8 protein-coding genes are annotated in these 6499 nt (G+C 38.3%); 3 read left to right on the plus strand and 5 right to left on the minus strand.

What is annotated here, in order from left to right:
• The 3 genes from QXQ25_06885 to QXQ25_06895 all read left to right on the plus strand — a co-directional run.
• Positions 1–1838, plus strand: a 1838-nt coding sequence (locus QXQ25_06885; GenBank protein MEM0161424.1) for a type IV secretory system conjugative DNA transfer family protein, incomplete at its 5' end; no start/stop codon positions are given.
• A gap of 59 nt (positions 1839–1897) precedes the next feature.
• The gene (locus QXQ25_06890) at positions 1898–2623 is read left to right on the plus strand and encodes a hypothetical protein (protein ID MEM0161425.1); all 726 of its coding nucleotides are present in this window, start codon (positions 1898–1900) and stop codon (positions 2621–2623) included.
• A gap of 63 nt (positions 2624–2686) precedes the next feature.
• Positions 2687–2881, plus strand: coding sequence for a hypothetical protein (locus QXQ25_06895; GenBank protein MEM0161426.1), 195 nt, complete (start codon positions 2687–2689; stop codon positions 2879–2881).
• Between the two features lie 81 nt (positions 2882–2962).
• Here the strand turns inward: QXQ25_06895 and QXQ25_06900 are convergent, their stop codons facing one another.
• The 5 genes from QXQ25_06900 to QXQ25_06920 form a co-directional block, all read right to left on the minus strand.
• Positions 2963–3349, minus strand: a complete 387-nt coding sequence (locus QXQ25_06900; protein MEM0161427.1) for an MscL family protein — start codon at positions 3347–3349, stop codon at positions 2963–2965.
• A 52-nt stretch (positions 3350–3401) separates the two neighbouring features.
• Positions 3402–3947: a peptide-methionine (S)-S-oxide reductase MsrA gene (gene msrA / locus QXQ25_06905; GenBank protein ID MEM0161428.1), complete on the minus strand. Its 546-nt coding sequence runs from the start codon at positions 3945–3947 to the stop codon at positions 3402–3404.
• A 92-nt stretch (positions 3948–4039) separates the two neighbouring features.
• On the minus strand, positions 4040–4963 hold the full coding sequence (locus tag QXQ25_06910; protein MEM0161429.1) for an alpha/beta hydrolase: 924 nt from the start codon (positions 4961–4963) through the stop codon (positions 4040–4042).
• Between the two features lie 17 nt (positions 4964–4980).
• Complete coding sequence (locus QXQ25_06915) at positions 4981–6267, minus strand: deoxyribodipyrimidine photo-lyase (GenBank protein MEM0161430.1); 1287 nt, start codon at positions 6265–6267, stop codon at positions 4981–4983.
• A 23-nt stretch (positions 6268–6290) separates the two neighbouring features.
• On the minus strand, positions 6291–6499 hold a 209-nt coding region (locus QXQ25_06920), incomplete at its 5' end, for an NADP-dependent isocitrate dehydrogenase (protein ID MEM0161431.1).

The following is a 6499-nucleotide window of genomic DNA, read 5'->3' on the forward strand; positions in this document are numbered from 1 at the left end:
TATTGTTGAACATTGCAGAACAGCTAATAATGAATAATAAGGCACTGGTATTGATAGATCCTCATGGAGAGCTGGCTTACCGGGTGCTGAAGGTGATACCTGACCATAGATCCCGAGACCTTATATATATCACGCCCGAGTTCTTGAAGAGTGGCAATGAATATTATGCCATAACAATGAACGCATTGCACGTAAATCAATCTTCCGACCCGGTTCAAAACGAACTGGAGCGGTTGAGAGCGGTAGATAATCTCAAGCTGCTATTTTCGAAAGATGAGCAGTTTTCGATGGGTACGTGGGGACCCAGGCTGGAAGTGATATTCAGCACTCTCACCAAAGCTCTGCTTGATACATACAACAATGCCACGATCACGGATCTTCTAGATTTGCTGGTTGACAAAGATTGCAGAGCCAGGTTTTTAAGGATTACGAAAGACAGGGAGGTAGCTGGATACCTGAAAGATCTGTACCGGTCAAAATACAACATGGAATATGTAACAAGCTCTATAAACAAGCTTTTGCCAATAAAAAAGAACATGTTTATAAGAGAGCTGATCGCATCTAAAAAGCAGTCTATTGATTTTATGGAATTATTATCAGGCACACCGATAATAATAGTAAACCTTTCAAAGTCAAATATCAGTGAAACATTGAGCAGCATGGTAGGCTCTCTGATCATCAATATGCTTTGGCACGCAAAGTTAAAACTGAACTTACAATCACAGCTATTTTTGATCATTGATGAGCTCCAGAATTTCAGTGCTCTGAACCTGAAGAGCATGCTGAGCGAAGGTCGAAAATATGGAATAAGCATGATCCTGGCAACACAGCACCTGAACCAGATCCAGGAAGATCTGCTGGAATCTATGCTCGGAAACATTGCGAGCATCTGCGCATTTAATATCGGTGCTTCAGACTCTCAGAAGCTCAAGCACTTGTTTTCCCCATATCCAGGATCCGAGGATAAGATAGAGTATCTGCTCCAGAACATGGATCGAAATCACATATTGTTTAGGACCATGCAGGATGGGAAACATACAATATTGACCTTAAAAACCATCGATCATCAAGATAACGATAAAGATGTGAGAAACTTGATTGAATCGAGCGTAAAGAGGTATGGCACAAAGATTGAATTAAATAGCAATAGCTATGATTTTGTGCTTTTTGCAATATCGAGATTACAGAACCGAAAACATAGAACGCTCGCGTTTGAAGACATATACAGAGAAGTCAAGGCCATTAAAAACATAGAGATATCAGAGCTGGATTTAGTGTTGAGAACCTATCAAAGCAGGAACCTAATCGCGGATCATGGCGGTTTTTTCATTACAGTCGATGGTGAGAAATATTTGGGTTCTATTTCAGAAGTGGAGAGAGTGCTCAATGAGGGTGAGTATCATAGATACCTGATAAACAGAGCAGTGCAGTATTTTAGCAGCATGAACATGCAATGTACAGTGTTAGAGCCTTCAAACAAAGAGACGCCAGACGCAATACTGAAAATGGGTAGAAAGATTATCAATGTGGAAGCAGAGTACGGAGAGCTGACAAAGAAAGTGACGATCTTAAACCATCTCATAAAATTCAGGACCAGAGCAGTGATTTTTCTTACTTTTAAAGATGATGCGCCGGCTCTTTACGAGTTTTTAAAGGCTCCGTACAAAAAAATAAAAGAAGAGGGCAAGATAGTGCCTTATACTTTAAATGGTGAGCCGCTGGACTGGACTAGGGCTGGAAACATAGTCAAGCGATCGAGAATACTGATAATTCCCGATCCTGGCGAAGTTAAGGCAGTAAGAGAATATCGATTCAATGACGATGGTCAAGTATCTTAGAAACTGAAACAGCACACGCAACATTAATATATTAAAAAAAGCTGTATTTAGTCTGAAAAATGGTAGTTAAGTTAATGGCAACAAAGAAAATTATGACGTTGTTCCTCTTGCTGCTTTTAGTGGCAATAAGCATGCCCGCAGTAAATTCTCAATCCGTGCCTTCCTGGGCATTTGATGGTGCTTATGCACAATATAGCATAATAGAGCATGTAAACAACAGCACCTCAAATTCCACAATATTATATACTATTTCTGCCGTTAATCAGGCAGCACAATCATTTAATGTTACGATGCAAAGCGTGCCATATTCTGGAACCAGTATCTCAGAAAAAGCAACATTTAACAATCCTGCACCATTTCCGGCAGAAAACATTACTGTTTTAACTGCTTTGAATGCTGGTAGGACCATGCCAGGATATAATGCAACCACAATGACAATAAAGCATATAACCATAAAAACAGCTGCTGGATCTTTTGCTGCAGATGAGGTTAATTACACAACTCTGAACTTGCCTGTGAACTTCAGCACCATAAATCCAGATGATCTTTACAATCCCAATCCTTCTACAGCTAACAATATGACAATGTGGGTAGCCTCAAGTTCCGGGCTCATTATCATGATAATATATGGAAATATTACCACCATGACACTCGAAAAGACTAACATTGGCATTTCTTCAAGCTCACCGCTAATGTACTACATTATAATAGCAATATTGATTTTGATAACTGTGTTTTTCATTATCCGTAGCAGAACACACAGCAATATATATAAATCAAATTGATAACCGTATAATTACGTTTTTTGTCGTAGTAAAATTTATATTATAGACGTATATAATTGCATTATGGTTGAGGAATCAGTAATGCCGGATTTTCTGGTGGCAAGGCTCAGAGAAATTAAACAAGGATCTGTATTGTGTCCTCTTGAGTATGTGGAAGAAGAAGAGCATGGGTCAGTGCCTTTAGACAGGTGCATATATTGCAGAAATTTCATTAAGATAGAGGATAAGAAGGTAATGTGTGCTATAACATGGGTGTGAATAAACATCAAAAAATTTATCTTTTTTCAATTTTTAGAAACACAGCAAAAACCCATAAAATAAAAAAAGGTGAGAAAAAAATTATGCTTTTTTCTTGATCTTCAGTTTGGGAGGTTTAGAGCTCATTTTCACAATCAGGAATATTACCAGCGCTACAATTATAAATGTTAGTAGTGCTCCGAAAAAGCTACCAATCTCAAAAGGCCCGACAGCTATGTTCTGCCATTTTACTCCTGGCGGAGTAGTATATTGTATGATTGGCATTATCAGATCAGTTACAAGGGCCTGTACCAGTGCACCTAAATACAAACCAAGAATAAAAGCTACAGCCATTCCTAGTACTTTGTACTGAGACATAAAAGCTCTAAATTCGTTCATAAATCCTTTAGGTGGCGGTGGTGCGGGTTTTGGGGTAAGCAAGGCTGTGATTTTTTTTAACTCATCCAGAATCTCATCATCATTAGCCATAATAATAGTTATGTTTATTTATATATTTATAGTTTTTAAAAAATAGATGTGTCTATGTTGATCTTATGATCTTAAAAAACTGTTTTTGGAATTTGTCCAGTTTTGGAGCAATGACAAACTGGCAATACGGATTATTCGGATTATTTTTAAAATAGTTTTTATGATACTCTTCCGCACTGTAAAAAGATCGGTACTGTTCTATAGAGGTCACAATCGGATTTTTATAATATTTTTTATTTGTGAGCTCTTTAATAAATTCTTCTGCGATGTGGTGCTGCTCTTCAGTCATATAAAATATTACAGACCGGTACTGTGTTCCAATATCATTACCCTGCCTGTTAAGCGTCGTGGGATCATGAGTTGAGAAAAACACGGCCAAAATATCCCGGTATGTTATTTTGGCAGGGTCAAATGTGATTCTGACCACTTCTGCATGCCCAGTTTTGCCGGTACAAACCTGCTCATAACTCGGATCTGCTACAGTCCCGCCTGCATATCCAGGCTCAACGTTTAATATTCCGTCCAAGTCTTGAAAAATAGCTTCTGCACACCAGAAACAACCGCTGCCCAGCACTGCTACATTCTCTTCATTGGTCATTAAAATGTCTAATGCTTAACTCATATATTTATTTTAGCGATATGCTCATATTATATCTTAGAATTACCCTGAAAAAACGCATGGTAAAAAAACTATAGCGTAGCTCTCAGTTTTTGGCCGATCAGAAACCAGATCATAGATGCTATTGATCCGGCGGCAGGGATTACTGCCGCGAAATTAATGAACCCATGGATCATACCTTTCGCCCTTATTCCAGTAACAGGCACGCCTACATCATAGAGTCTGGCAATATACATTTCTCCCTGATCTCTTAATGGATCATGCTCGGCTGTGATAATTATTGCTTCGGGAAGGTTTTTTAGATTCTCAGCAAGAATGGGTGACATATATACATTGAATAAATCCTGCTCTGAGCTCAAATACATCTTATTGAACCAGTACATCTGTTTTTTGGTCAGAAAATAGCCATCTCCATATTCTCGCATTGCCTCTGAAAATAGATCAGGGCCCAGCACTGGGTAGAACATGACCTGCAGTTTAGGCACTGGAACGTTACTGTCTCTCGCTCTCAAGCATGTTGCCGCAGTAAGGTTTCCTCCAGCACTGTCTCCCGCAATGGCAATTTTGTCAGGATCTATGCCCAGCAACTTGCAATTATTTCTGGCCCAGATATATGATTCGTATGCGTCGTCAATTGCAGCCGGAAACTTGTGCTCAGGAGCAAGCCTGTATTCTACAGCTAAAACTTTGCAGCCTGATACATTTGCAGCCTTTCTGCAAATATCCTCAAAGCTCTCTATGTTTCCAAACACGAACCCGCCCCCATGAAGGTATATTATCAATCCGTCAAATTTGCTGTCAGGTTCGTATAATCTACATGCAACTTTAATACCATGGTGCTCAAAGCTCAGATTTCGCAACGCTTTAATAGGTTCGTTTTTCTGAATGAACGGGTTTTGGTTCATCAGTGTTCTAAGATCTTCAATGCTCATCTCGCTGAAATCTGGAAACTTTAATAATTCTAACAATTTTTTGGCTCCAGGATCAACTACCATATTTAAAAAATATAATTTTATTCTATATAAATATTTTTTAAAATTTTATCATTGTTCATGATATTTTTACAATCATAATTTCTGAGTTCTTCCACGTATTTTTTGATATATGTACAATCGGGATCGTATTTTTTCTGCTGAATCCATGGGTTCAATTTTCTGTATCTGGTCCTGGGATCTGCACCGGTTCCTGCGACCCATTGCCAGTTTCCATTATTCAAACTTGGATCATAATCTTTCAGTTTACTGGCAAAATATTTTTCACCCATTCTCCAGTCTATTCCGAGATCCTTTACCAGATATGAAGCTACAATAAGCCTTACTCGATTATGAATGAAGCTTTCAGTGTTCAATTGCCTCATTCCTGCATCTACGATAGGCACGCCAGTCCTTCCTTCTGTCCAATTCCTGAATTTTACAGGATCATGGCTCCAGTTATGAGCATAGCTCACAAAATCTTTTTCGAACACATAGGGGAAATGAAAAGCGAGATATGTAAAAAAATCACGCCAGTACAATTGCCTGATAAAGTCAGTCATGTTGTTTTGCAAAGCTCTCCAGTACACTTCTCTTATTGATACAGTCCCAAATTTCAGATGTGGAGATAGATTTGAAGTTTTGTTCAATGCCGGATAATCTTTAAAAACAGCATAATCTTTTAACACGTCTAGTCTTTCAACCAGCCTCAGACCGTTAAATCTTGTTGCATCAAAATCTGATTCTAAACGATCAAGGGATACCTGCGAGAATTTTGACAGATCCAGCTGACCAGAAAAATAATTTTCAGAATAATTGTAAAACCCCGGATTTCGTACAGAGTGATTCAAAGCTTCTCTGTAAAACTGAGAGAATACCCGGTACGGGTTCTGTTGCTTGGTCAGTATCGAGCGTGGCTCTGTCAGTAAATAATCTGCACATTTTATTAGCGCTATGCTCTTTTCGTTCAGGTTTTTAGCCATGTTTAGATCTCTGGTAATTGAAAAAGGCGTATAATCCTCATTAACATATACGGCATCTGCCTGATTTAAAGCTGCAAATTTAGGTATTTCTTGCTCTGCAATACCTTTTATGATCCACAGTGTTGACCCTTTTTTATTTATGTGTGTTTTCAGATCTTTTAATGCTCCGAACATGAACCGGAGCGAATTTTCGCTTATATACTCATTATTTTCTAGCTGTCTTGGGTCCATGACAAATAGCAGAATCACATTGTTAGAGGTTTGCAATGCTTCTGTAAGCCCGGTGTTGTCCTCTATTCTCAAATCTCTTCTAAAAACAAAAATGGAAGTATTGAATTTTTTCATAAAATACAAAAAATAAAAGAAAATTAGAGTTTTAATAATTTTTCAAGGTTCTTTTTCACAGCGTCTATAAACTCTTCTGAATTAACCACTGCATTTACAGGTGGCTCTGCAATCTTTGCAACATCCTGAGTCATGATTTTATCCACTTCGATAGTTTTGATAAGTGCCTTTTCCAAGTTTTCCGCAAAATTAACAAGATCTTTCAGGCCATCAATCTCGCCTCTTCTCTTGA

The sequence above is a fragment of the Thermoplasmata archaeon genome, from assembly GCA_038729465.1.
Taxonomy (GTDB): domain Archaea; phylum Thermoplasmatota; class Thermoplasmata; order Thermoplasmatales; family ARK-15; genus JAVRLB01.